The organism is Paenibacillus sp. MT124 (assembly GCF_058792755.1).
On record NZ_CM179500.1, the window covers coordinates 3869621 to 3895645 of the forward strand.

The 26025-nt window shown below is 47.1% G+C and carries 24 protein-coding genes; 12 read left to right on the forward strand and 12 right to left on the reverse strand.

The window, feature by feature from the left end; genetic code table 11:
* Positions 1–260 precede the first annotated feature (260 nt).
* Positions 261–1850 (forward strand): sensor histidine kinase, encoded by a 1590-nt coding sequence (locus AC3RCI_RS17370; RefSeq protein ID WP_492525765.1) that lies wholly within the window; start codon positions 261–263, stop codon positions 1848–1850.
* 118 nt (positions 1851–1968) lie between these two features.
* Positions 1969–3318, forward strand: coding sequence for a response regulator (locus AC3RCI_RS17375; protein WP_492472501.1), 1350 nt, complete (start codon positions 1969–1971; stop codon positions 3316–3318).
* A 174-nt stretch (positions 3319–3492) separates the two neighbouring features.
* Here the strand turns inward: AC3RCI_RS17375 and AC3RCI_RS17380 are convergent, their stop codons facing one another.
* Positions 3493–4407 (reverse strand): LysR family transcriptional regulator, encoded by a 915-nt coding sequence (locus AC3RCI_RS17380; protein ID WP_492472500.1) that lies wholly within the window; start codon positions 4405–4407, stop codon positions 3493–3495.
* A 140-nt stretch (positions 4408–4547) separates the two neighbouring features.
* Here AC3RCI_RS17380 and AC3RCI_RS17385 point away from each other — a divergent pair, with 140 nt between their 5' ends.
* The 5 genes from AC3RCI_RS17385 to AC3RCI_RS17405 all read left to right on the forward strand — a co-directional run bounded on the left by AC3RCI_RS17385 (position 4548) and on the right by AC3RCI_RS17405 (position 8614).
* Positions 4548–5567, forward strand: coding sequence for an alpha/beta fold hydrolase (locus AC3RCI_RS17385; RefSeq protein WP_492472499.1), 1020 nt, complete (start codon positions 4548–4550; stop codon positions 5565–5567).
* Positions 5568–5864: 297 nt separating this feature from the next.
* Complete coding sequence (locus tag AC3RCI_RS17390) at positions 5865–6194, forward strand: PadR family transcriptional regulator (protein ID WP_095286527.1); 330 nt, start codon at positions 5865–5867, stop codon at positions 6192–6194.
* A gap of 14 nt (positions 6195–6208) precedes the next feature.
* Positions 6209–7072 carry a pentapeptide repeat-containing protein gene (locus AC3RCI_RS17395; protein WP_336781936.1) on the forward strand — a complete coding sequence of 288 codons (864 nt, stop codon included), beginning with the start codon at positions 6209–6211 and terminating at the stop codon, positions 7070–7072.
* Positions 7073–7084: 12 nt separating this feature from the next.
* Positions 7085–7846, forward strand: coding sequence for an ABC transporter ATP-binding protein (locus tag AC3RCI_RS17400; protein ID WP_336781937.1), 762 nt, complete (start codon positions 7085–7087; stop codon positions 7844–7846).
* Complete coding sequence (locus AC3RCI_RS17405) at positions 7847–8614, forward strand: ABC transporter permease (RefSeq protein ID WP_492525767.1); 768 nt, start codon at positions 7847–7849, stop codon at positions 8612–8614.
* A gap of 371 nt (positions 8615–8985) precedes the next feature.
* Here AC3RCI_RS17405 and AC3RCI_RS17410 read toward each other — a convergent pair whose 3' ends face one another.
* Positions 8986–9519 (reverse strand): AAA family ATPase, encoded by a 534-nt coding sequence (locus tag AC3RCI_RS17410; protein ID WP_473828645.1) that lies wholly within the window; start codon positions 9517–9519, stop codon positions 8986–8988.
* A gap of 324 nt (positions 9520–9843) precedes the next feature.
* Between AC3RCI_RS17410 and AC3RCI_RS17415 the strand changes: the two genes are divergently transcribed.
* Both AC3RCI_RS17415 and AC3RCI_RS17420 read left to right on the forward strand, forming a co-directional pair.
* On the forward strand, positions 9844–10359 hold the full coding sequence (locus tag AC3RCI_RS17415; protein ID WP_419720029.1) for a DUF2243 domain-containing protein: 516 nt from the start codon (positions 9844–9846) through the stop codon (positions 10357–10359).
* Positions 10349–11158, forward strand: a complete 810-nt coding sequence (locus AC3RCI_RS17420) for a cytochrome c oxidase assembly protein (RefSeq protein WP_492525769.1) — start codon at positions 10349–10351, stop codon at positions 11156–11158. The genes AC3RCI_RS17415 and AC3RCI_RS17420 overlap by 11 nt, the downstream gene beginning before the upstream one ends.
* Before the next feature lie 564 nt (positions 11159–11722).
* On the opposite strand, the gene AC3RCI_RS17425 is transcribed toward AC3RCI_RS17420, so the two are convergent.
* From AC3RCI_RS17425 to AC3RCI_RS17435, 3 genes are all read right to left on the reverse strand, one after another.
* Entirely contained in the window at positions 11723–12364 is a 642-nt protein-coding gene (locus AC3RCI_RS17425) for a DUF8580 domain-containing lipoprotein (RefSeq protein WP_492525771.1), read from the reverse strand.
* A gap of 361 nt (positions 12365–12725) precedes the next feature.
* Positions 12726–12854 carry a DUF6254 family protein gene (locus AC3RCI_RS17430; protein WP_222592015.1) on the reverse strand — a complete coding sequence of 43 codons (129 nt, stop codon included), beginning with the start codon at positions 12852–12854 and terminating at the stop codon, positions 12726–12728.
* Positions 12855–12973: 119 nt separating this feature from the next.
* Positions 12974–13711, reverse strand: a complete 738-nt coding sequence (locus AC3RCI_RS17435) for an SDR family NAD(P)-dependent oxidoreductase (protein WP_492525773.1) — start codon at positions 13709–13711, stop codon at positions 12974–12976.
* Positions 13712–13887: 176 nt separating this feature from the next.
* Here AC3RCI_RS17435 and AC3RCI_RS17440 point away from each other — a divergent pair, with 176 nt between their 5' ends.
* Positions 13888–14499, forward strand: coding sequence for a TetR/AcrR family transcriptional regulator (locus AC3RCI_RS17440; RefSeq protein ID WP_492525775.1), 612 nt, complete (start codon positions 13888–13890; stop codon positions 14497–14499).
* A 343-nt stretch (positions 14500–14842) separates the two neighbouring features.
* Here AC3RCI_RS17440 and AC3RCI_RS17445 read toward each other — a convergent pair whose 3' ends face one another.
* The 7 genes from AC3RCI_RS17445 to AC3RCI_RS17475 form a co-directional block, all read right to left on the reverse strand.
* On the reverse strand, positions 14843–16321 hold the full coding sequence (locus AC3RCI_RS17445) for a M20 family metallopeptidase (protein WP_492525777.1): 1479 nt from the start codon (positions 16319–16321) through the stop codon (positions 14843–14845).
* Between the two features lie 80 nt (positions 16322–16401).
* Complete coding sequence (locus AC3RCI_RS17450) at positions 16402–17385, reverse strand: ABC transporter ATP-binding protein (RefSeq protein ID WP_492525779.1); 984 nt, start codon at positions 17383–17385, stop codon at positions 16402–16404.
* A gap of 38 nt (positions 17386–17423) precedes the next feature.
* Positions 17424–19073, reverse strand: coding sequence for an ABC transporter substrate-binding protein (locus tag AC3RCI_RS17455; RefSeq protein ID WP_492525781.1), 1650 nt, complete (start codon positions 19071–19073; stop codon positions 17424–17426).
* Positions 19074–19132: 59 nt separating this feature from the next.
* Entirely contained in the window at positions 19133–20032 is a 900-nt protein-coding gene (opp4C, locus tag AC3RCI_RS17460; RefSeq protein WP_153978980.1) for an oligopeptide ABC transporter permease, read from the reverse strand.
* A gap of 52 nt (positions 20033–20084) precedes the next feature.
* Positions 20085–21035: an ABC transporter permease gene (locus AC3RCI_RS17465; RefSeq protein WP_492525783.1), complete on the reverse strand. Its 951-nt coding sequence runs from the start codon at positions 21033–21035 to the stop codon at positions 20085–20087.
* Between the two features lie 22 nt (positions 21036–21057).
* Positions 21058–22056 carry an ABC transporter ATP-binding protein gene (locus AC3RCI_RS17470; RefSeq protein WP_492525785.1) on the reverse strand — a complete coding sequence of 333 codons (999 nt, stop codon included), beginning with the start codon at positions 22054–22056 and terminating at the stop codon, positions 21058–21060.
* A complete protein-coding gene (locus AC3RCI_RS17475; protein ID WP_492525787.1) occupies positions 22053–23060 on the reverse strand; it encodes an ABC transporter ATP-binding protein in 1008 nt (335 codons plus the stop codon). The genes AC3RCI_RS17470 and AC3RCI_RS17475 overlap by 4 nt, the downstream gene beginning before the upstream one ends.
* A 373-nt stretch (positions 23061–23433) precedes the next feature.
* Here AC3RCI_RS17475 and AC3RCI_RS17480 point away from each other — a divergent pair, with 373 nt between their 5' ends.
* Positions 23434–24174 (forward strand): response regulator transcription factor, encoded by a 741-nt coding sequence (locus AC3RCI_RS17480; protein WP_492525789.1) that lies wholly within the window; start codon positions 23434–23436, stop codon positions 24172–24174.
* 3 nt (positions 24175–24177) lie between these two features.
* A complete protein-coding gene (locus AC3RCI_RS17485; RefSeq protein ID WP_492525791.1) occupies positions 24178–25950 on the forward strand; it encodes a sensor histidine kinase in 1773 nt (590 codons plus the stop codon).
* Positions 25951–26025 lie beyond the last annotated feature (75 nt).

Consider the following 26025-nt stretch of genomic DNA (forward strand, 5'->3'; position numbering starts at 1 on the left):
TAACAGAACCAATCTCGTTAATGCTGCATACCTCCTCTACGACATTCCTTGTAATCAACCCTCGCAATTAAGCTTAACAAAAGCGCTTTCACTCCAAAATGCCAAAATTTCAAGATCATCACCCCATCCTGAACTACTTTAAACCGCTTTCATTTTAGTGCTCATGCTGGTCTTCCGCTTTTTGGTCGTTTGGCTTATATTAAAGTAAATCTAAATGGACTTTTAACTCCCAAGCTTCTCGTTAGGAAAGGGAAACAAACATGCTAAGAAAAATGTACATGAAGCGATTTATCTATTTTTTTGTTTTCTTTCTGCTGCTGACGTTGAGTTTATTCTTCGTAATGAACCGCTTAAGCTCCAAGACGCTGGAGGATAATCTGATCCAAGCCTCCAAGAACCAGCTCGATTATGTGAAAGGCATTCTTGACGGAATTATGTATGAGGCTAATATGTACGGGGTCCAGTTTGCTGCCGACAGTGACGTCCGGTTTTATCAGAGCCACGTGATCGAGCTGAGCAACTACGATTCCCAAATGAAAAAGAATGAAATTGTCGATCGCTTGCGTCAGATTCTGCTTTCCAGCCGTTCTATTGAATCCATCGGCATCTACTGGAAGTCTGAAGGATCGTTCCTGTCCACCAACAATACGCTGGAGGCAAGACTTCCGTTTAAGGAGGTTGTGGATCGTGGATGGCGTATTGTCGAAGGCAGCTTGTATTATTTTGCCGTCTACCCTTATATCCAAAAATCGGGAATGGCTGAACCTGCCCAGTATGTGGTTGGCGTGAAACTGAAAACCGATTATTTGAAAAGCCTGCTCAAGAAGGCAGTCAACAATGACAGTTCAAATGCTTTTTTCCTGTTTAACCAACGGCAATTATGGACCGAGAAAGAAGTCGACCATGATCTATTGAAAGCGGTTACCAACATGCTTACGCCTCAAGTGGAGTCCACTGTAAAGTATGATTATCATACCAAATCGGATGATTACTACGTTCTTTCAAGGTACATTGAACCAATCGACGCCTATCTGATTACATACACACGAACGAATGATTTTCTGCAGCCGCTGGACCGCAGCCGTAAAGTTTTTCTTGGGAGCATTTTAGCGGTTTTGACACTCGGCCTGTTTGTTATTTTCACGTTTTACCGGAATTACTACCGTAACATCCGTTTACTGGAGAAAAAGTTCCTGCAGGTGGAGCAAGGCAATCACAACACACGTATCACCCAGAACACAGATAAGGAATTTTACAGCCTGTTCCGCAGCTTCAATCATATGGTTGCTGAGATTCAGGATCTGTTCGTATCCTTGAAAACCGAGACAAATCTGAGAAGAAGTGCAGAATTAAAACAACTACAAGCGCAAATAAATCCTCATTTTTTGTACAACAGTCTGTTTTATATCATGTCGGTCGCCCAGTTTTCGCCGGATGCCGTCATGCGAATGAGCAAGCATCTGGCAGAATATTATCGGTATTTAACCAAATTGGACCGACACGAGGTCACGCTGGAGAGCGAACTCCAGTTTGCTGAACATTTCCTGGTTATTATGACGCTCAGCAAAAAAATGGAGTACAAGATTGACCTGCCGCCCGAACTTGCCTCCCTTCCCCTGACGCCGCTGATCATTCAGCCCGTAGTCGAGAATGCCATTCAACACGGAATTGAAGGAAGACAGGGAGCCCATCGGGTAACTATCGATGTAAACCGGACGGAAGCTGCAGTCACGATCAGGATCTCGGATGATGGAAAGGGGCTCGGACCGGAGGAAATCAGCAGGCTGAAGCTCAGATGGAGAGCGACACACCACCTGAGGGAACAAAAGGCGTCGGGCTCTGGAATGTAAACCGGCGTCTCAAAAATACGTACGGCGAGCTGAGCGGTCTTCAATTTTTCACCAATGACTGGGGCGGCTTGTCTGTCCAGCTGCTAATCGATATTTCTGCGGAGAAAGGAGAAAACGTATGCGACTATTAATCGTTGATGACGGTCACTACGTACTGGAGTACATGAAGCACTTGCTTGATTGGAGATCCTTCGGAATCGATCAGATCGAGACAACAACCAATTCTATTGAAGCCAGAGAATGGTTGAATCAGCACCATATCGATATATTAATTACCGATATCCGAATGCCGGAGGTGTCGGGCATCGATCTACTTCAACATATCCACCAGAAAAACTTGCTAACCAAAGTTATTATTCTTTCAGGCTACTCCCAGTTCGAATATGCACAGCAAGGAATTCGTTTGGGCGCACTAGATTATTTGCTTAAACCAGTAGACAAGGATGATGTCGAGAAAGCCATGTCCAAAGCCATCAAGAATATTAAGAAATCCAACCCAAGTCCACCCATCAGTTGGGAAAAATTCGATGGTATGGGGTATCTGCTTTCCCTGCTTGGAGGAAACGAGACTTTAAGGAAGGAGTTTGAGGTTTATAGAGATTTTTTAGGAAAACACCAGTTTTGCTGCTTGAGACTGGAACATTACACACCAGCTGAGGTAGCCGAAGTAAAATGTATGGTTGGAAGCAATGGGGACCGTTTCATCTGGTCTACAGGAACGCAACTGGTCGCTTTAGTGCCGCAAGAAGCTGCTGAGATACTAACCAGCAAACTGCACCACTTGATCTTGTCCCGACCGTTTTCGCTGAGTGACCGAAACGAAACCCGCCACCTGTTTTACGAATTCTTCCTGAATGAACATGTGCAGCCCGGAGACTTCGACCGAACATTTAACCTACCTCCATCATGCGGGGAATGGGAGTTGGCAGGCAACATTATGAAAAGCTATGATCCAATCAGTCTGCGAAAGGAAAAAATCCTCTTCCTGATGGAAACCATCGTTTATGTATATCTGGTGGATAAGGAACGGAGTACTTCTGAAACGGCGGATTGGATATTCCATCGGCTGCGGAATCCAGACGAGTTATGGCCGACGCTCATGGAGACCGTCAGCGAGATCAGGAACAACAAAGAGATGTCCATTCAAACAATCGTGGGTAAAGTGCAAAAGTACATCGAAGATCATATTGCACATGGCCTCAGCCTGGATGAACTGGGAAAAGTCGCACATCTTCACCCTGTCTACCTTTCCAAACTGTTCAAACAGGAGACCGGAGAAAATGTGTCCAACTACATTTCGCGGAAACGGTTGGATAAAGCCGCCCGGCTGCTGCTGGATTCTGAACTCCGCATAGCCGATATATCCCAAATGGTCGGGTACAAAAAAAATCAGTATTTTATCCAGTTGTTCAAGGAAGAGTTCGGAGTTACCCCTTATCAATACCGTAGGAATATGATACACCAATAAAAGGATCAAACAAGTGACCAGACCACTTTGGAGAACCGAATCCCTTCCCGGTATAAGCACCACGCTTCTGATGAATTTTATATTCATTTCGATGAGCTGTTCAGAGCTGATTTCAGCTCTAAGTTACAGCTCATTTTGTGTTGGCTTTTACCAATTTTCTAGGTATCAGGGACATTAGTTATAAAAGGTCTCAACCCCTTCCTCTATCGCAATAACCTCCCTTGCCGCTTCCAGGAAAGATAACAGAATTGGTGACAGCCACTTGTCCTTATGCCATAACATTTGAGTATATACGTGCAAATCAGCAATTCCCCATGGAAGAGCAACAAGTTCCGCCCGATGTACTTCAGCTTCTGTAGTCAATTCCGGCAGGAATGCAATACCTATTCCGGCCATGGCACATTGCTTAATCGCTTCGGCATTCTGAAATTCCAAATGTGTAATGGTGTCTATCCCCTTTTTCTCAAATGCCCGGTCAAACATCGTTCGATATGTACAGCCCTTCTCATTGGTCAGGAACACTTGACCGTGAAAATCTTCAAGCTTTAATACCGTATGCTGCGCAAGTGGGTGATCCGGCGCAGCGTAGAAACGGAATGTCTCTTCCATCAACGGTTCCACTGCAAGTCCTGTAGAGCGGATGGGTTCATCCAACATAAATACCACATCTGCGGTCCCCTCAAAAAGCGTTTGCTTCAGTTGTTGGTTGGGAACAGAGCGGAAGATCAGGCGAACTCCCGGATGCCGTGAGCGGAAAAGACGAAAGACCACCGGAAGCCGGTAGGCACATAGAACCTCATTGGCACTAATCGTTAAGGTTCCACTTAATTGTTCATCGTCATGAACGGCGCTTCGAGCTTCATCCAGTTTATCGAGAGCACTCTGAATATGATTTAAGAAGCGTTCTCCCGCTCCCGTGAGAACAAGCTGCTTGCCCAAGCGGTCAAAAAGCCGAACACCGAGCTCATCTTCCAAAGCCTTGATCTGCATTGTGACATTCGAAGGTACATAACCCATAGCTTCAGCTGCCCGGCTGAAATTAAGGGTCGATGCGACAGTCCGGAACATATTTAATTGGCGTAATTCCATCCGTTTATCCTCCTCTTACTATCAATAATATTGAACACTATATTAATTTTTAATCACTTTTATTGAGAGTACCACGGTCCTATACTGAGTACAAGAAACACACTTAAGGATTGGTTATATTTGAAGGGAGAGATTAAATCATGGACTACGACATTTTTAATTTGGGTGATGTAACCTTGCAATCGGGCGTGACGTTACCAAATGCTTTTCTTGCTTACAAGACTTACGGTAAATTGAATGAGGAGAAAGATAATGTTGTCGTTTATCCAACGGCTTTTGGCGACCAGCATGTACAAAATGAATGGTTAATCGGAAATGGCATGGCACTCGATCCGGAAAAATATTTTATCATCGTTCCGAATCTGTTAGGTAACGGATTGTCCTCGTCTCCCAGTAACACGCCTCCTCCATTTGACCGGACGAATTTCCCCAGAGTAACCATCTATGACAATGTTGTTATGCAGCATCGGCTGGTTACCGAACTATTCGGCATTCAAAAGATTGCACTCGTCGTAGGGTGGTCCATGGGAGGGATTCAAGCATTCCAGTGGGGGGCAAGTTATCCCGATATGGTGGAGCGAATCGCGCCTTTTGCCGGCGTGGCCAAAACATGGCCTCACACGTTTGCGGTCATGGAAGGAGTATGTGCCCCCCTCCTGTCAGCCGTGCAATTTGATTCGAATCAACTCAATCATTTGACCACTGCAGACATGCGCGGGGCTGGCCGGGTTTACGCGGGATGGGGATTTTCACAGGCTTTCTATAGAAGGAAACTCTACCGTGAGCTTGGTTTCGACTCATTAACAGATTTTATGGCAGGCTTCTGGGAAGAGGTCTTCATGACTATGGATCCGCACAATGTTCTCGCCATGTCATGGACAGGCCAACATGCCGATATTAGTGATAATCCCCTCTATAACGGAAATTTCGAGCATGCGCTAAGCAGTATTAAAGCGCTCGCCTGCATTATGCCAGGTAGCACGGATCTCTTCTGCACGGCGGAAGACAACGAGTACGAGGCTGGCCTTATTCCTAATGCTGACTACAAGCCGATTCATTCGATTTGGGGACATTTCGCCGGTCGTGGGATTAACCCTTCCGATAACAAATTTATTGATGACAATCTGAAACGGTTGCTGACGTTAAGTCCAGTCGGCTAAACCGACTCATCTTTTAATTCATCTCTTATCATTTCATTACTCAATAACAAGTGAAAAACCAACCTCTCCTATCGTCATGATTACATGAACGTCAAGAGAGGTTTTTTCATGTTTATCACTCCCTCTCTACTCTCAGCCCATGCACCAATCCATGTCGGGATAATTTCTATAACGAAAAGGAACGATTGAATAACATGATGGGATAAACGTACAATTTTCCACTCAAGGTAATTTGATTATAATACTACCTTGACAGTCACAGTAGTATGACGTATTATACAATTGCGAGGTGATTACATGAGCCAAAACAAAATTACATCCGACCTACTACGCGGCCATACCGATACAATGATTCTAAGGCTCTTATCCGAAGCTGACAGATATGGGTACGAGATTGTCAAAATGATTGCCGAGCGCTCAGGCGGTGAGTACGAATTAAAAGAAGCCACCATGTATTCCAGCGTTCGGCGACTTGAAGCGGAGGGTGATATCGAGTGGTATTGGGGCGATGAATCTCAAGGTGGACGCCGTAAGTATTTCAGGATTACCGAAAAGGGCAAGGCAACACATGCCAGCAACAAAGAAAACTGGGAGTACGCGAAGCGCGTGCTTGAAAACTTATTATAAGGAGTGTTGAGGTTATGAATGAAAAGCTCACTCACTATTTGAACGGAGTCTTTGCACCGTACGATGAGGTAAAAAGTGTCACCGAATTAAAAGCAGACCTGCACTCCGATTTGCAAGAAAGGTTCCGTGACCTCAAGGCTGAGGGCAAAGATGATGAAACTGCTTTTGAGATGACCATTGAAAGCATCGGCGATATTGAACAGACCGTGCAGGAGGTTGCCAACCTCTCCCGTTCACTGGAACGGCAGGTAGTGACAAACTTTAACGCAAGTAACCTGTCAACAAGCGATTTTGCTGGTGTTACCGCGCATAAAGGACAATTCAAGTCCAGTGCGCTGCGAGGCTCCAATTTCAGGGATGCAGATTTGACTGGTAGTTCTTTTATTAGCAGCGATGTCCGGGATGCCAATTTCGACCGCGCCAATCTGACGGACTGCACCCTCTCTACACTGGACCTAGCAAATGCAAGCTTCAGTCAATCCGTTCTTGTACGCACGAACTTCAGCAAGTCGGGTATGGACGGGGCCAAATTCACAAATGTCAGACTGACTGACGTTGTGTTCTCCTTAACTGATCTGAGAAAGGCCATTTTCCGTAACTGTATCTTTGACGGTGTGGAGTTCAAGTCCTCCGATCTGAGCGGGCAGCGTTTTGATGGGCAAACCTTTACCGGGGTCAAGTTTGACAAGGTGGCATTGAACGAAGTTTCATTTCAAAACGCTACACTCAAAAACGTATCCTTTCCAACGTCTTCATGGTCCAACAAGTATTATCGGGTGATCAAGACCGTCTGCTTTGACGGTGCAATGATGGATAAACTCACTTATGCTGCTCTCAAAGGTATGGAAGCCAATGTGTCCAAAGTTACGGTTATCTAAGGAGGAGATCCTGTGCAAAACAAGTCCATTCAAGTGATTGGCCTGCAAAAATCCTACAAACAGCTGCACGTCCTTAAGGGCGTGGATTTCGAAGTGGAAAAGGGCAGCATCTTCGCCCTTCTCGGTTCCAATGGTGCTGGCAAAACAACCGTTGTCAAAATTCTCGCCACACTGCTTCAAAAAGACAGTGGAACTGCGACCGTGAACGGATTCGATGTTGCAACCAATCCCGACCATGTACGGCAGGCGATCAGCCTGACCGGTCAATTTGCCTCGGTGGACGAAATTTTAACCGGACGGGAAAATCTGATCATGATTGCCAAGCTGCGATACCTTCAAAATCCGCGTCAGGTTGCGGAGGATTTGCTGACACGCTTCGGCCTGACAGACGCTGCCGACCGCAGGGTGTCTACTTACTCGGGTGGCATGCGTCGGAGGCTGGACATTGCTTTGAGCCTTGTAGGAAAACCACAGATTATCTTCCTCGACGAGCCAACCACCGGACTTGACCCCGAGGCACGCATTGAGGTCTGGAAGATCGTAAAAGAGTTGTCGGATGGCGGTACAACAGTGTTCCTGACCACGCAGTATTTAGAGGAAGCGGAACAGCTTGCCGACCGTATTGCCATTCTGCATGAAGGAAGGATTATCGCCAGCGGCACACTCTCGGATCTTAAAAAGTTGATCCCCTCCGCAAAAGTGGAGTATGTCGAAAAGCAGCCGACACTCGAAGATATATTCCTCTCCATCATCGGCAAAAAGGAGGCTAACTAAATGGAAACGGTGAAAAAACATTTTTTAAGCGATATGAGTGTTATGCTTGGACGTTCCATGCGGCATATCTTCCGCAGTATGGACACCATTATTACGGTTACCATTATGCCCATTGCGTTTATGCTGCTGTTTGTCTATGTGTTTGGCGGTGCTATTCAAACCGGAACGGATAACTATGTCAATTATCTGCTGCCTGGTATCCTGTTGATTGCTATTGCCAGCGGTATATCCTACACATCTTACCGTCTGTTCATTGATGTGCAGCGAGGCATATTCGAACGGTTTAACTCCATGCCGATCTCCCGTTCCACCTTACTTTGGGGACATGTGTTGACCTCGCTGGTATCCAACTTTATATCGGTTGTTGTCATCCTTCTCGTCGCGCTTGTCATGGGCTTTCGTTCGCCGACTGGAATACTGGCATGGCTTGGCGTGGCGGGTATACTCGCTCTGTTTACGCTTGCATTAACCTGGGTCGCAGTGATTGCGGGGCTGTCCGCCAAATCGGTGGATGGAGCAAGTGCATTCTCCTACCCCATTATCTTCCTTCCTTTTATCAGCTCTGCATTTGTGCCAACAGAATCGATGCCTTCGGTCGTTCGCGTTTTTGCCGAAAACCAACCGGTAACCTCCATCGTTGAAGCGATCCGTGCACTGCTGCTGGGCCAGCCGGCAGGCAATGAGATATGGATTGCTCTCGCGTGGTGTGCTGGAGTCCTTGTGGTTGCCTATATCCTTGCAATGAGAGTTTATAAAAAGCGGGTATGAGAACTTATCAGCTCAGCTTCTAAGTATGACTCAAGGTCACACCCCTAAATAATCTAAAAACCTGGATTGTACCTTCCTTCGATAACATTATTAATTTAATTATCTTTAGCAGATTAATCTCTTTACAATTAGCTTCCCAGGTTCAATTTCTGCTGCTGCGTTTTTTCCATCCTTTGCTCAGGTATAAATAGCCCCTTGATTTACTTCCCTTCTAAATGCTTTGTTGAATGCCAATGAACAACCTTTATTGCTTCATGCAAGCATGCAGCAATACAACCAAAAGGCCCACGTATGCTCTTATTAAGCAGCATATGTGGGCCTTAAACTTACACATAACCTTGAGTTGAAAACGAGTCACATGTCGATGATATTTAAATGGATTCATTTTCGCCGAAGTGCAGTAAAATATCCTTCACCGATTGCTCTGGTGACTGCTCCGAACTGTCCAGCCAAAATCCGATTTTCGGTGTTTCCTTCAAAAAATCCGAATACAAGTTTTCTACCGTAAATCCGGTGTACCCGACTTTTCCCCTTCCTTTTTCACGCTCTTTTACCACCTCAACATTTGGACACAGCACAACCACCTGAAGCGGGTAATCTTTTAGCTGCTCCATCATATAGGATAGTGCCCCTCCATAGTAATTATCTTGCAAAATAACAGAAAATCCATAGTCATAATAGGTCTTTGCGGCATTCGCAGCTAACCGGTAACGTAAATATAATTGACGGACTGCTTCTTCGGAAGGCTCAGCGGACATTTCTTCGCGTCCTGAACTAATCATGCGACGGAATACATCCCCACGTAGATGAACACCTTTTCCCAGCTTGGAAGCCAGCAGCTCCGATACCGTTGACTTGCCAGAGGCCATTACTCCTGTAATTAAATAAATGGCTTCTTTCATCATATACCGCCTCCGCCCATATTTTAAAAGATCACCTTTGTTAGACACCTAATTTCGACATCAATACATACCTGCTTACTACCTTGATTATACAACTTATGGAACTATCCTTGCCCTAAGTTTAAAGTCCTTTTAAAAGAAAGCCTTCGCATGCAAGTTCGCCCGAGACAAGGACAGTGACTTGGTCCTTAATAACAAAAAGCCGCTGTATTAGCGGTCTAAATGTTTATTCCAGAATTTTCATATGGTTTGTTTTAAAACTGAGTACAATCCATTCATATGGGTATATTGGATAATAAAGTATTTTATTGGTGGAGGTGAATGATCATGCCGAGCAAAACTCAAAACGAAAATTCGGACCCGAAGATAATGAATCGCTTCGTTTATTCCAATCGTAACCTATGGTCTGGGATTCTCTTCGGCATTGGTTTGGTTGCCTTTATCGATGAGACCGTTTTCCATCAGCTGCTGCATTGGCATCATTTTTATGACAAGGCGACCACAGAGGTTGGTCTAATATCAGATGGTCTTTTTCACGCTTTTAGTTGGTTCGCTACTATCGGAGGATTGTTTATGTATGCAGATCTTCGAAGACGAAACGCATTTTGGCTTACGAGATGGTGGGGAGGCCTTCTTCTTGGAGCGGGTAGCTTCCAATTGTATGATGGACTCATTCAACACAAACTCATGGAAATCCATCAGATTCGTTATGTGGAAAATGTTATTCTCTACGACCTGGTATGGAACGTCCTTGCTGCTCTTATGGTCTTGACGGGGCTCAGTCTTATGTACCGCACAAGAAGCAGACCATTCTCAGGGAAGGCTCACTCCTATGAACATTAATACTCACAATCATTATCACCATGGAACTGAGCTGGATCATTTGGCCGGGATCGTACCTCAGCTGATTCTGGCACTACCTTTTGCACTTGCGTTTGGGATGTATATTTATGCTGCAGTACGTTCCATTCGTAAGAGATCCTGGCCAATATACCGGACTGTTCTCTGGTCCATCGGCACTCTTTTGGCAGTTATGGCCGTTGCGGGACCTCTTGCAGATCTGGCCCATACTGATTTCGTGGCCCACATGATCAGTCATTTACTTTTGGGTATGCTTGCACCACTGCTTATGGTGTTATCCGCACCGATGACTCTGCTGCTGAAATCGCTAAGCACACCATTAGCCAGGCGTCTTACACGTCTTCTGCGAAGTTGGCCGTCCCGGATATTGACTCACCCTATGATCACTTCGCTCCTTAATATTGGAGGACTCTGGATACTATACACTACAAACGTATACTCATTCATGCATGAGAATACGCTTCTGTATCTCGTTGTTCATTTCCACATATTCGCAGCAGGTTATCTGTTTACCATGTCCATTACTTACATAGACCCCATGCCCCACCGGCTCTCCTTTTTGTACCGCTCCATCATACTAGTGATTTCTTTAGCGGGTCATGGCATGTTGTCCAAGCTGATCTATGCATACCCACCTACCGGTGTACCTTTGGATCAAGCCAGGGTTGGAGGCATGCTTATGTACTATGGTGGAGATGCTGTTGATATAGTCATTATCTTCATATTATGTTTGCATTGGTTTAGAGCAACTCGCCCTAGAACTGGCTTGATCATGAGCTAGAGATATCCTCCAGCTTACTTTCCATCAATAGTACCTCCCTTACGTCGCCCATTTCAGACAAATATCATGAAGAAGAGCTTATAAATCAAGCACAGCCTGCATGCGAAGTGCAGACTGTGTTTTTAATTTTGGAATTAAGATGTGCGATAACGGCTTCTGTAAGTCCAGAGTTAGGAGGCAATTACCGGAAAGCTCCCCCACCTCTGCTTCGAGCAGCCTGCGTAATGGTGAACGTAAAATTCAGAAACATCTGTGAGTTGGATCTGAAGCTTGAAATGATCAATCTATTTCCTATGTTATAATGAAGCAAAGTAATTCTTGGATAATATTGGAGGGGTATCATGTTTAGTAGTATTGGTTTTCCTGGAATCATCATTCTGCTCTTAGTCATTCTTTTATTCATATGGTTTGTCCGCAAACTGATAAAATCCTTACGGTAATAGGCACACATTTCTGCACTCAACCCGGGAAAAGAACTTCGTTATAACTCAACAAAGAAAGCCACTATATTAGTGACTTTCTATGAGAATCAACAGAATTTGGGCATATAAAAGAAGTTCAAAATTACTTATCACTTTGTACGGTTGCCAGGGAAACAAGAACGGGTCCGGCAAAATCGGGGGCTTCTTCCCCTTTTGGATTATGAAGCCGGAACAGAAAAACATCTCCCGCTTCAGACTTCCATACCATATAATCACTTATTCCTTCCTCTCCGGAAGCTTGAAGATAGAGTTCCGCGAAACCTAGAGGATGTTCAACTAGTTCACCACTGTAATCAGATACCTCACCAACTGTGCTGAGCTCCTCCTTGCCTTCGGCTTCAAGCTGAGTCACATCGTAATCGGAGGGCAGCGGTTCAATGTCCACATAATAATCGGGATTACTTCTTAACGACAAGCGACCTGCTGTCTCATCGAAGGCAAACTTTTCAAAGACATACAAGGAAAATCCTTCACCCTGATGCAGGACCGCCCCCATGGATTGATTACCTTCAGCGGTCATTAGTTCAAAACTTTCCGTCTCCGGGCGATTCGCTTCAACGGATTCTTCCTGTCCCTGTTCTGATGTAGGTGGCGATACGGCTTCAGCCTCTGGAGCAGCCGTTTCCGGGGTGGCGACAGGTTCTGTCTCACCTGTACAAGCGGAAATCATGACGACCATGATAAAAATCGGAATGTTTAGCCGGAAGGGATAGCGATTTTTCATAACAACGCTCCTCTCAAACCTGACCTATTGGTCTGGATAGGATATGTGTTCAACATGCCAAAAACACCAAAACTTGCTTATGTTGCCTACAATAGACTATTACCCATAACAATATAGTGCACTCAACCATTTTTACCAATCCTCTAGATTTTATCTTCTGCTCCTCTACTTACTAATTTAATTTTCTCTGGTGAACTTGACATTGTTCCGTAAAAACAAAAAAAGCCGCTCGTTTGCGACTTTGAATAAATCCGTTTCTTGAATATGATAATGCTCGCTTGCTGCGCCAAGCATTTGTCATCTTCAGAGTTTGATATTCGAATTGAGAAGACTGCCAGCATTGTCGCCGGCAGTCTTACATTTATACTGTAGTATTCTTCTCGTCATATTCGCTCGATATTTCTTTAAGCGATCTGATTTTACCATGAGGATGCTGTTCTTGCTTTCGTGACTTCCAAGCAGCTTCCTGCCTTTTCTTCTGGCGAGCCATAAAAGATCTCCTCCTCAGGAAATTAGAGTGATACTACTTTTCTATGATGTGAATTATCACTGACTTTCATTCATGTACAGCTTCATCTCAATAATCCACTATTCAGAAGTCACCAGCTCTTATTGAGCAGTGTATCCACCATCCACGATCAGGCTGTTTCCTGTCATGTAAGACGAATCATCGCTGGCCAGGAACAGAACGGCTTTAGCCATCTCTTCCGCTTGACCAAGACGTTTCATCGGTGTTGATGCCGAAAGAGCCTGTTTGCTCTCTTCAGGAATAATCGGTGTATCGATAAAACCTGGGCATAGTGCGTTGACGCGAATGTTTTTCTCTGCATATTCCAGCGCCAGCGAACGAGTCAAATTCACAACGCCGCCTTTGGCTGCATTGTAAGCTGCAGAACCAGGTGAACCAACCCATCCATACATGGATGCCGTGTTAACGATTGTGCCTCCACCGATTTTGAGCATTTCACGAATGGATTCACGCGCAACCAGGAATACTCCATCCAGATCGACATTAACCGTATTACGCCACTCCGCATAGTCCAGCTCGTGCGACGGATGAACACGTCCGATTCCTGCGTTGTTGAATACGATGTCCACTTTGCCAAAAGCTTCAACGGTTTGTTTGAAAATCTCAGCAACCTCTTGTTCGCTTGTGATGTTGGCTTTGATAAATAGAGCCTCCGCGTTAAGCGCTTTCAGCTCCTGCTCAAACGCTTTGCCTTTTTCTTCATTCAAGTCAACCAGGACGACTTTGGCTCCTTCGGAAACGAATAGACGAGCTGTCGCTGCACCAATTCCGGATGCTCCTCCTGTGATAATTGCAACTTTGTCTTGTAGTTTGCTCATGACTATATCCTCCAGTATACTATTTTGAATAGCGCCTATATCAATAGTGCTATATGATGTTTACAAAACTAATTGTATGCTTAAAATTGTAACAATCCAATCATTAAGATAAAGCCAAGTGTCTACCTTCTAGACACTTCTCTACACAATGTCTAAATATATAGGAGATTTTTTGAATGAATGATGAACTTATTGTGACTTCTCAACATCGTAATCGTACCAAAGAGCATCTCAAAACGGCTTTGATTCAGCTTATTAAGAAAAAAGGCTTCCATGCAGTGTCTGTCAAAGACATCGTCGACCAAGCGGGCTACAATCGAAGCACGTTTTATTTGCATTATCAGGATAAGTATGTCCTTGCCGAAGAGTTGTTGATCATGAAGCTGGAAGGCTTAAAAGAAGCCACAGGCAAACCCTACTGGCACGGTCACAAGGTCTTTACAAACAAACTTAACGTGGAATCTTTCCAAATCGTGGATTATATTTATGAACACCGTGACTTCTTCGAATTAATCCAATACGATGATACATTACCTGGTCTGCATACAGGCTTTCCACAAACCATGCTCAAAATTTATGAGGAGCAATTTGTATTCGAAACGATCAATAACACCCCGGTTAACATGGAGTATTTCAAGTACTATACTGCATACGGTTTTTTTGGACTATTGAACAATTGGATTTTAAGCGGATTTCGTGAGTCACGGGACGCGTTTATCCATAACGTAATTGAACTCACCAAAACGCATATTCAATCTTTTTATTATGTGGGAGATAAACTGAATTAAATACGTTGTCTTGCGGTTCAACTAAACAAGACATTTTCGACAATAGGCTTCGGTTAATGAATTACATAAGACTTCAGATTTAGCGGATTCAACAAATATGTTCCAAACAAAAAAGCCGCAATTAACAGCGACTATAACAAGAAGTATTCTAGTTCAGCATCAGGGTAGTCCCCTTTGGTGGCTTGTTTGCTCTCTCCAGAGTTTGGCCGGATGACTACGTTACCCGAGAGTTCGACCAGCGGCTGGCTAGCCGCCGATCTTCTCCTTCAGTCCAGCGAAGCTTCATTGCGGTTTGGGAATCTCTCTTGGCCATTATCATTCACTACATCCAGTTGATTGGGAATTACACCTTCACCGGTGTTTGTTCAGATGCTGCTCCGGCCGTTTTTGAAGAGAAGGAAAGCTTCGGAGGCATCACATCATCAGGAAACGGGCTAACGTACGACTCTCCTTCCAGTCGTTCCGATAACTCTGCCTTCGCCTGCTCAATGAGGGCGGGATCAAGCAGCGCTGCAATGGCAGTACACGCCATCACTTTGCCTGCGAGCAGCATGCCTTTGTGTGCATAGCTGCTCTTGCCTTGCGCAACAGTCTGCCAGGCATGGATCGGTGTCCCATAAGCCCAGGTCGCAGTACCGCATTGTGCGGTCGGGACGTTCCAGCTGACGTCTCCTACGTCCGTTGACGCTGGCATAACCCTCATTGTGTCCATAATTGGAGCAACGAAGTCCGCAAGAGGACGGGCCGAGAGCATGTCATGGGCCTGCTTTCCAGTCTGTCGCGATGCACTTGTCTTATCCTCTTCAGGGATCATAGCAAAGATCTCTTGGGCAAAGGCCAATTCATCCTCGGTATAAACGGGAAGCTCAAGTTCACTCAGGAACTCGTGCATTTTGCCTTCCAGAGCCGCATTAGGGATGAGATTGGAAGCCCCGCCCTCATAGTGGTATGACATTTTCGTCCCCGTCATCAATGCAGCCCCGCAAGCCACATCGAGAACCCTTTCAAACAGTTCAGCAACCTGGGAAGACTTGGGCGCCCTAACCAGATAGTTCACTTCTGCTTCCGCCTGCACAACATTGGGTGCAAAGCCGCCTGTATTCGTCACGGCATAGTGGATTCGGGCATCCGAAATCATATGCTCACGCAAGTAGTTTACTCCCACGTTCATCAGCTCAACCGCATCCAGCGCGCTTCGCCCCAGATGGGGAGCGGCCGCAGCGTGGGCGCTTCTGCCCGCGAACTTGAAGTGCACATGCAGATTGGCAAGGGAGGACATATGCATAACCACGTTCATTGTTGCAGGATGCCAGCAGAATGCGACGTCGACATCCTGGAATAATCCCGCTCTAGCCATGTAGGCTTTGCCGGATCCACTCTCTTCAGCCGGACATCCATAGTAACGAACCGTGCCGGAGAGACCATGCTGCTGCAGATAATTCTTTACCGCAAAAGCAGCCGCAAGAGAGCCTGCTCCGAGCAAATTATGCCCGCAGCCGTGTCCGTTTGCACCCGGTACAACAGGATCGAAAACTGCCGTTCCCGCCTGCTGGCTGAGGCTGGCCAGAGCGTCAAACTCTCCAAGAACAGCAAGGACTGGCGAACCGTTCCCGAAACTGCCTACAAATCCGGTAGCAAGTCCGGCAACACCCTTCTCTACTGCAAATCCCTCCTGTTCCAAGGTCTTGCAGAGCAAATCCGCTGATTCGAACTCTTCGAATCGTGTCTCAGCGAAGTCCCAGATCGAGTCGCTTACATCAATAAATAATTCTCTCGTACCTTCGATATAGGCGGTAACCTCTTCAATAATGTCTTTTTTCATACCAAACACCTCTCTCCTTCGTTTTGGCCACTTATTATTGGGATGCAATTTTCGCTAGAAAGCAAAGTACAGACTAATCGTCAATTAAATGCAAAGCAGGCAACAGCATGCTCGTGACCTTTAAGCTCCGGTTCGAATTCGCGACAGATTGCTTTGGCGATTGGGCAGCGCGTGTGGAAACGACAGCCGCCTGGCGGGCTGACCGGATTGGGTACATCCCCTTGAATCATTATCCGTTTCCGTGAACGGAGCTTTGGATCGATTACCGGATTGGCACTTAACAAAGCGTTTGTATAGGGATGCTTCGGCACCCTGAACAGCTTCTCCCGGCTTGCGATCTCCACAATTTTGCCTAGATACATCACAGCGATTCGATCACTGATATAGCGGACTGCGCCGAGGCCATGTCCAATGAACAGGTAAGCGAGGCCTTTCTCTTTTTGAAGCTTCTTCAGGAGATTCAAAATCTGCGCCTGAATCGAGACGTCCAGAGCGGAAACGGGTTCGTCGCAAACGATTAGCCTTGGGTTTAGAGATAAAGCTCTCGCAATGCCAATACGTTGTCGCTGTCCTCCGGAAAACTCATAAGGATAACGGCCTTTTTCTTCTTTTGGTATTCCGACAGTTTCCATTAATTGATCTACCCGTTCCGCAACGGACGAACGACTTTCAATTCTGTGCGCCAGCAGAGGCTCTGCCAGAATATCACTGATTCTCATTCGAGGGTTTAGCGAGGAATAAGGGTCTTGAAAAATCATCCCCATGCTCGCCCGAGTTCGGCGAAGTTCCCTCTTGCCGAGTTCTGCCAGTTCCCGGCCCGCATAGAAGACCCTTCCGTCATAAGGAGTCTCAAGTTGAAGCAGGGTGCGACCGACACTCGACTTCCCACACCCCGATTCTCCAACAAGACCAAGCGTTTCTCCTTCGGGAATGGAGAAGCTGATACCATCGACCGCCTTGACATGGTCTGTGACTTGCGAGAAAATGCCCTGCCTGATGGGATAATATACCTTGAGACCTTCTACACTCAGCAGTGGTGGCCTTTTGCTACTCATATCCCGCATCTGCAGCCCTCCCTGGACCGAAGCTGGTCGTTAATCAATCAAGGGGTAAATTTCCACTTGGCGACGTTGTTCGTCAAGCCCACCGTGCTGGTATCGAGACTCTTGCCAATGTCCAGGTTTTTGGCCGCCGCATACATTTGCTTATCCGCATACAGGGCAATTGCCGGAACATCGTCGTGCAGCTTTTGCTGAACCTGCTGGTAAATCTCGAAACGCTTGGATGGCTCCAGCTCTTCTGCTCCTTGGGCCAGCAGCTCGTCGACTTCGGCGTTCGAATAATCTGCAAGATTAAAACTAACCCCCGTTTTAAACAGACCCAGCACGGAGTTCGGATCGAGAATGAAGCCAAGATTGAGTACCGTCAAGTCGTAATCGTGCTTAAGGGCTCTTTGATAGGTTGTCGGAAAATCGAGCTTTGTCACTTGCACTTTCAAACCGGCTGCTTTCAGATTCTCAGCGATGATGTCAGATGCTTGCTCGCGGATTTTGTTGCCTGTCGGGACGACGAATTCAATCGACTGGTTGAAGTCCCAGCCCGCTTCGTTCAGCAGTGCTTTCGCTTTCTCTGGATCGTAGCTGTAAAGGGGGATATCTTTATTGTAGTAAGGGTGTTTTTGGCCGAGCATGCCATCCACGAGTTCACCTTGTCCTTTGAGCAATTGATCTACAATGAGCTGGCGGTTCATGGCATAGGCCATGGCTTGACGCACTTTGGGATCCGGGAACTTCTTCGTATTGATGAACATGATGTTTGGATTATTGGCATCTCCATAACCTGTGGTCACATTCGCCATATTCGCTACCTTCTCAAAATCCTGTACCGGAATGAGACCTACACCGGGAGAAGTCAACTGTATGTCACCTGTCTGAAGCTGTGCTGCGAGATTCGTCGCCGGCATCATTTTGATATAAATGTCCTTAATATTCGGCGCACCTTCGTAATATTGCTCATTGGCGGTGAGTTGCACATACTGGTCCTTGGCGAATTTGACAAATTTGTAGGCTCCGTTGGTGACCGTAGGATTCATCATAAATTCGTTCTTGTCCAGATCCACCGGGGCCACATCCTTCAAAATGTGCTCTGGCAGATATCGGAAGTACGTGCCGAACTGACTCTTGAATTGGTTCGTTTCCATCGGGTTTTTCGTGGTAATGACAAAAGTATAATCATCCACCTTTTCGAAAAATCCCAGCTCCGTTTGCCCCTCCCCTCTCTTACCCGCTTCATTCAGTCCAGCGACGAACGTCATGTTGAGAAGGGTCTTCACGTTAACATCCGTGAACATGCGGAACGTGAACTCGATGTCGTCTGCTGTAAACGGTTCCCCGTCGCTCCACTTGGCGTTCTTGTTCAGCTTGATGGTGAAGTTCAGATTGTCTGTCGTTTCGATCGATTCGGCAAGCTTCGGATCGAATTCATAATCGCTGTTCATGGCAACAAGGGTATCGCTCATCAACGAGTTAACGAAGACACCTGCATTATCCAAATTAAAGATATCGAATGTCGTCACGGGATTTACAAGGCCGATATACAGAGGCTGACCGGCGCTTCCGGAAGCAGAAGTACTTTCGCCACCCGAGCCCGGAGACGATGATGTATTGCTGTCAGAATTCGTACCGCAGGCCGTGACCAGTACCATTAATAATGTCAATACTCCGCAAATCCAAGCTTTACGCACCCTTTTCATCGGATCTCCTCCACTTAATATCTCGTTTTGTATGTCATCATTGAGAGATGCAATGTAGCTTATTGTTTCGGGTCAAGTGCGTCACGTAAGCCGTCACCGACGAAGTTGATCGCGAGCACCGTCACCAGGATCATGATGCCGGGAGGCAGCCAAAGCCAGGGTTGGTCCGTCATGACGCTAATAGATTGAGCATCCGTCAGCATATTGCCCCAACTGGCCGTTGGTGGCTGTACGCCCATGCCCAAAAAGCTTAGCCCGGACTCTGCCATGATTGCCGCCGCAACACCAAATGTCGCGTTCACGATAATGGGAGCCAGCGCATTCGGCAGGATGTGACGGAAGACGATGCGCGGTGTGCTCAGCCCCAAAGCCACTCCGGCTTTGATGTAATCCATTTGCTTGAGCGTCAGTACGCTCCCCCGAACCAGTCGGGCAATGGATGGCCAGGAGAATAGAGCAAGAACAAGTACCAGCGTCCAAAGTGTTGGTCCAAGCACACTGACAACCACGAGAATAACCATCATATAGGGGAATGCCATGAACATATCCGTAATTCTCATGACCAACATATCAATCCAGCCGCCAACATAAGCAGACCAAAGACCGATGATCGTTCCAAACGCGACATACAAGGCGACTGTTCCAAATCCTACCGTTACAGCAACTCTCGTCGCGTATAGGAGACGGGACAGAACATCCCTTCCCACCTGGTCGGTTCCAAGCCAATGGGAAGAGGAAGGTGCAGCAGAAAATTCGGCGGTTACAGCATAAGGGCTATGCGGGGCTAGCCAAGGAGCGAAGATGGCTATAAGGATAAGCAGCAAGGTAACAACCAGCCCGGCAACGGCCAGCCGATGCTTCAGGAACCGTCGGGCCATTTGCCGGAAGACGCTCTCGGGCTCTGCTTGTTGAATCGGCAGGATAACGCCTCCGGCAACTGGGGTTTGTACAGCAGACATCGAATCCGCCTCCTCTCATTCGTGGTTTGTTTCGTGGAATATAAACCTTCATTCACTGATATTGGATACGAGGATCAGCAACTGAGTAAAAAATATCTGTAAGTAGATTGGCAGCCAGTACAATCATGGCAGCGACCAGATTTAGACCCATGATGGTCGAATAGTCTCTGGACATGATCGATTGAATGGTCAGCTGTCCGATGCCAGGCCACTGAAACAATTGCTCGACAATGACGGCTCCACCGAAAAGCATCGGAATTTCCATCCCGACAACAGTAATGATCGGAATCAGAGCATTGCGCAGGGCATGCTTGTTGGTAACATAGAACTCTTTGAGCCCCTTGGCTCGAGCGGTACGCAGGTAATCCTGCTTCAATACGTCCAGCATACTGGCCCGGATATAACGCACTTTGCGTCCGGCAATACCGACTGCCAGTGCTATGGAAGGTAGCACCAAATGTCTGATCCGGTCGACTAACCCTCCACCACCACCAAGATCCTCTGTTCCGCCGACGGGTAGCCAGCCCAGTTGAACAGCGAAAATATAAATGCATAAGAGACCAAGGAAAAACTGGGGAATGGACGTTCCGACGAATGAGAGTCCAGTCATCAGATAGTCGAATTTCGAGTTTTGCCGGACTGCACTCATGATACCGATTGGCAGCGCGATCAAAAGGCCAATAATCAGAGCACAGATGCCGAGCAGCACGGTCTGCCCCAGACGCTCACCGATGAGTGAGACAACCGATTCGCTGGTGCTGAAGGAATATCCCAAATTGCCGGCCAGCAGTTGACCGAGCCATTTGAAATATTGAACGATAATCGGATCGTTTAATCCAAGCTGCTCCTTACGTAACTCGAGCAGTTCCGGAGGTGTATCCGGGGTCATGTACATGTCAATGGGGTTACCAGGCGCAAGGTTGATGATGACAAAATTGATGATCGTAATGCCAAACAAAACGGGAATCGCAATCAGAATGCGGCGAATGACGTAAGTAAACATGCTCTTTCTCCTCTCTTGCGATTTAACCGGCAGTCAGTGGATAATGACAAGCCACCGCGTGTTCTTCTCCTTGCAGAAGGGGCTCCTGCTCCTTGCACAATGCTTGGGCGTACGCGCACCGGGTATGAAACCGGCAGCCTGACGGGGGACTAGCGGGACTGGGGACATCTCCCTGAAGAACGATCCGCTCTTGTCCACGCTTGCGGGGATCCGGAACCGGATAAGCATTGAGCAAAGCTTGCGTATACGGATGACGCGGGTTCGCAAAGATCTGCTCCTTCGTTCCGATCTCAACCACCTTGCCAAGATACATCACCGCGATACGAGTACTGATATACTTGACGGCCCCGAGACCATGAGCGATAAACAAATAGGTGAGTCCCAGCTCCCGCTGCAGCTCCTTTAGCAAGTTCAGAATCTGCGCCTGAATGGAAACGTCAAGCGCGGATACCGGCTCGTCGCACACGATGAGCTTCGGATTTAGGGAAAGTGCACGAGCGATCCCGATGCGCTGCCGCTGACCGCCTGAAAATTCATGAGGAAATCTCTGCTTATAGCTTCGGGGTATACCGACGGTATCCAGCAGGTGGTCTATCCTTGTCTCCAGCTCCGCTCCGGTGGCCAGACCATGCACCCGCATCGGCTCGGCAAGCAGCTCCTGAACCCGCATCCGGGGATTAAGTGAGGAGTATGGGTCCTGAAAAATCATTTGCATTTTGGTCCGTTCCCTGCGGAGGTCCATCATTGTGCTTTTCGTAATATCCTGCCCTTCAAACCAAATTCTTCCGTCCGTTGGATTCTCAAGACGGATGATGCTCCGGCCGATGGTCGACTTGCCGCAGCCCGACTCACCAACGAGTCCTAGCGTTTCTCCTGGGTACAGCTCCAGCGAAATATCGTCCACCGCTTTGACATTTCCAACTGTGCGAGACAGCAATCCTCGTTTAATAGGGTAGTACGTCTTCAAACCTTCGATTCGAAGTAGAGGTTCTTGGGCCACTCTGCGTTCCACAAGCGTCATATAGCTTCCTCCTCTCGCGCATTCCAGGCACCGGGTTCCTGTTGTGCCATCCAGCAGCGCACGTGGTGGCCTTCCTGAACCGGCAGCAGCGTCGGTGCTTCGGACAGACATTTCGCTTCGGCAAACTCACAGCGAGTATGGAATCGGCAGCCCTTCGGCATGTTCGTAAGTGGAGGCACCGCACCAGGGATGGAGGCCAACACCTCCTCGGCATCGGATTCAATGTGGGGAATGGATCTCATCAATCCTTGTGTGTAAGGATGAAGCGGCTTCTCAAACAGGGTAAACACGTCAGTCTCCTCGACCACCTGACCGGCGTACATGACGATGACCTTGTCCGCCATCTCTGCAACAACGCCGAGATCATGGGTGATAAGCATGATTGAAGTTCCCATCTCTTCTCGAAGGTCCTTCATCAGATTCAGGATCTGCGCCTGAATTGTCACGTCCAGTGCGGTCGTAGGCTCATCGGCAATGAGCAGTTTCGGCTTGCAGGAAAGTGCCATTGCGATCATCACGCGCTGTCTCATTCCCCCGGATAGAGAGTGCGGGTAGCTCTTCATGATTGCTTCAGGGCGGGGTATTCCGACCTTTTCAAGCATTTCGATTGCGTATCCCTCAGCTGCCTTGCCCCTCAAATCAGTATGCAGCCGGATGGCTTCCGTCAATTGATTTCCAATAGTGAACACCGGATTGAGAGAGGTCATCGGTTCCTGAAAGATCATCGCAATGTCTCCGCCGCGAATCAGACGCAGGTCAGCCTCTGACAGCTTCGCGAGATCCTTGTCCATGAACCGAATCTCCCCCTCCCTGATGCTGCCATTCTTGCCGAGCAGTCTCATGATTGAGAGGGAGGTAACACTCTTACCACAGCCCGATTCTCCGACGATGCCTATGGTTTCCCCCTTCTCCAGCTTAAGGCTAACCTGGTCCACCGAAGTGACTTCCCCTTTGTCCGTTTTAAAAACGGTCCTTACGTCCTTAAGCTCTAGCAGCATGCGCAACCCCTCCTTTGTCTCAATATTTGGTCTGCCACCAAGCTTTAATGTTATATTTACTTACATCGTTATTATCTTACGAAGCCCTCATAAGGAGGAGAATGTGAAGTCCCACACTTTAATCTCTTATTCATTGGGAGAATCAACATACAATTCACAAAAAACTTATGCTATATTTCAATTATCGTATTCTTCTTTTTGTAAACTCCCCCTGACATCTCAGTCATGTATCTCGCCTTGTAACTTTATTTAACGTTAATATGACGATTAATTAAAGACACTTTTCATTAGCATTTGGGATCATTTCTTGGCATCAAAGACTCCATAGGACCAAAAAGGTATCAAATTTTAAGAATACAAAAAGAACGGGGTGTGGGCCGTGTACAATCTTCTAATCACTGATGACGAAAGCGAAATTCGCAACGGTCTAAGTAACTATTTCCCATGGCATGAATTTGGGTATCAGGTTGTCGGTCAAGCTAGCGACGGAGAGGGAGCCCTCGCCTTTATCCAGGAGAAGCCTGTGGACGTGCTTCTCTGTGACATCCGCATGCCCTCCCTGTCGGGCATTGATGTAGCCGAACGGCTATATCGGCAAGGCTCAGAGGTCAAGGTCGTTCTTCTAAGCGGCTTCAAGGAATTTGAATATGCACAATTGGCTGTACAGTATGGAGTTAAGCGGTATTTGACAAAACCTACTAAATATACGGAAATTGCCGAAGTGTTCGGACATCTCCGAAGTGAAATGGACAATGAGAGATTGCCTGTCCCTTCCCCCTCTGCATCGTCCGCGGAGAACAGCCTGGCGGACCAGACCATCGAGAAGGTTAAAGCTTACTTGCAGGATAACTTGTCCGCCGCTACCCTGGAGAACGCTGCAAAGCATGTTTTTCTTAATCCCTTCTATTTAAGCAAATTCTTCAAAACCAAGACCGGCGAGAACTTCTCCGATTATGTAATGAAGCTTCGCATGCAGCGTGCGGCCGAGTTACTGAAGACCACCCACTGCAAGACGTACGAGATCAGTGAAATCGTCGGGTATAGTAATGCCAAGAATTTCACTAGGATGTTCCGGAGCTTCTTCGGGGTGACTCCCAGAGAATACAGGAACGAAGAATAATGTATGGTCACGACTACTGTTCGCTTTTTCATCAAGAACCTGCTGACCTTTCTTTTGCCCATGCTGATCCCGCTCGTTGTTCTCAGTGCTCTGTCCGCTTTCCTAACCCAGCAGTACGTCGTTCAAGGTATCAAAAGCAACAACATGAACATGCTGAAGCAAACCAAAGAGAACATTGAACTCCTATTCAATGAACAGAACGCTTTGAACCTGCATATTATCGCCAGCACGACCCAGTTCATGAACCTTAAGGATATGCTGAACAAGCCCCTGCCATCGGCAGAGGATTACCAACAACTGGCCGTCCTAAAAAACTTTATCGATTCACCCTCCATTGCCAGCTCCTATATTGATTCTATCTATATCTATCTAAATAACGACAACCAGCGCTACATTTCGTCCGTTACCGGAGGCTTTATCGAGCTTGGAGAGGACCCAGATCACTTATGGTACGACAGCTATCTACAGCATAAACATTACGAAGCGATCTGGACGGAAAGCCGGAAGATTCCGCGCTATAATTTGAACGAAGAAATCGATTATGCAGATGTCATTACCATGTACCGCAATTTTAAGGTGTCGGACGACACTACCGGCGTTATCGTCCTTAATATCAAACGTGAGTATATTGAACGCAGGCTGAACGATCTCGCTACCGCAAAAGGGCAGCTCCTCGCCGTTGTGGATCAACAGGGCTCTGTTATATTTCAGAATAATGCCAAGTACGAGCTAAGCCCCGAGGAACTGAAACAGGTCATTTCGAGTAAAAACAGCTCTATTACGACGCAAGCTCCGAATGAGGAAGCCTTGATCAACTTGATTAGCTCTGAGACTTACGACTGGACATTCATTTCCGTCACTCCGAAGCAATCTCTATACACCGCGCTCAATCGTCTGCTTCGCATTGGGGCTGTTTTGATGGTCATGGCGTTGGTCGCTGCGCTTCTGCTAGCCTTTCAGCTGACGAAGAAAAATTATTCAGACCTCCAAATCATCATGTCCATTCTGGACGCCGCAGAGAAAGGCCAGCCTCTCCCTTTACACCGTTCGAAGGGTAACAGTGTGTACAGCCAAATTATCCGCAGCCTGTTGCAGAATTTCATTGAGCACAACTACATGCGCGTTCAACTTTCGGAGAGCCAGTATAAAACGCAAGCTGCCCAGTTCGCTGCCCTACAGTCACAGCTTAATCCTCATTTTCTCTACAATACGCTGGAGACAATACATTGGAAGGCAGCCGGATACACCGACGGGCCGAACGAGCTAACGAGCATCGTAGAGCATTTATCCGATATTTTGCGGTATTCTCTGGACGGGCAAAACGGACTTGTGCCGCTTAACGTGGAGATCACTAATACGAAGAGCTACATCGCGATTCAGAAAACAAGATATGGGGAGCGATTTGACATTTGGTGGGAGTACGACGCGGAGCTGGAGAAATACCAAGTGCTCAAACTGATCTTTCAGCCGCTGATCGAGAACAGCTTGCAGCATGGCTTGAGCCGTTCGGATCAGAAACTGGCCGTAAAAATCAAGATTCAGCGCTGTGGTAACCTGCTGCGTTTGGCCGTCATTGACAATGGCGATGGGATATCGGAGGAACGGATGGTCGAGCTGCGTAAAAGGTTGTTTAGTGACACAGGGGATGCGAACCACATAGGTCTGATTAATACACAGAGAAGAATACAGCTCGCCTACGGTCACCGAAGCGAGCTGTGCATCAAGAGCAAGCCCGGCTGGGGAACGCTGATTGACATCAAGCTTCCAATCAGTTAATTCGCGGGCTGTCAGGTGGGACGCTACTACATTTTTTCGCATGCTTCCGTTTCCAGGAGTTTGAGACTTCTCGGA